This window comes from Vibrio sp. 10N.286.52.C3 (assembly GCF_041468865.1).
Lineage (GTDB): Bacteria > Pseudomonadota > Gammaproteobacteria > Enterobacterales > Vibrionaceae > Vibrio > Vibrio crassostreae_C.
Genome location: NZ_JBFRJM010000165.1, coordinates 1 through 563 on the forward strand (window position 1 = coordinate 1; position 563 = coordinate 563).

At 47.8% G+C, this 563-nt stretch carries 2 tRNA genes and 1 rRNA gene; all 3 read right to left on the minus strand.

Annotated features, from left to right (window positions below):
- Window positions 1-172 precede the first annotated feature (172 nt).
- A tRNA-Asp gene (locus tag AB4138_RS23980) sits at window positions 173-249 on the minus strand.
- 30 nt (window positions 250-279) lie between these two features.
- Window positions 280-395: ribosomal RNA gene (rrf, locus tag AB4138_RS23985) — 5S ribosomal RNA — on the minus strand.
- Between the two features lie 41 nt (window positions 396-436).
- Window positions 437-513 (minus strand) — tRNA-Thr (locus AB4138_RS23990).
- Window positions 514-563: the final 50 nt, after the last annotated feature.

Here is a 563-nt window from a genome sequence, read left to right on the forward strand (position 1 = left end):
AATTTTCCGGATTGGTATTAGATGCAAAAAAGCCTCGCGATTTCTAGCGAGGTTTCTTATAAATGGCGGAGTAGCTAGGATCTCAGGCGACCGGAGCTCGTGGTTGGAGACCGAATTATCGATACCCAGAAATGACGAAAGCCTAGTCATAAGACTAGGCTTCTCTAATAAGTGGCGGAGTGGACGGGACTCGAACCCGCGACCCCCGGCGTGACAGGCCGGTATTCTAACCAACTGAACTACCACTCCGCAGTGTCTATTCAGCATAAAGCAATTTGAGCCTGACGATGTCCTACTCTCACATGGGGAAGCCCCACACTACCATCGGCGCTATTGTGTTTCACTTCTGAGTTCGGCATGGAATCAGGTGGGTCCACAATGCTATGGTCGTCAAACAAATTCTGTTGTTAACTTGAATAATCAAATCAACTAAATATGGTGCTGATACCCAGACTCGAACTGGGGACCTCACCCTTACCAAGGGTGCGCTCTACCGGGCTGAGCTATATCAGCAATTCAAGAACCGTTTAAAAACGACTCTAAAAATTTAAAGCCTGGCGATG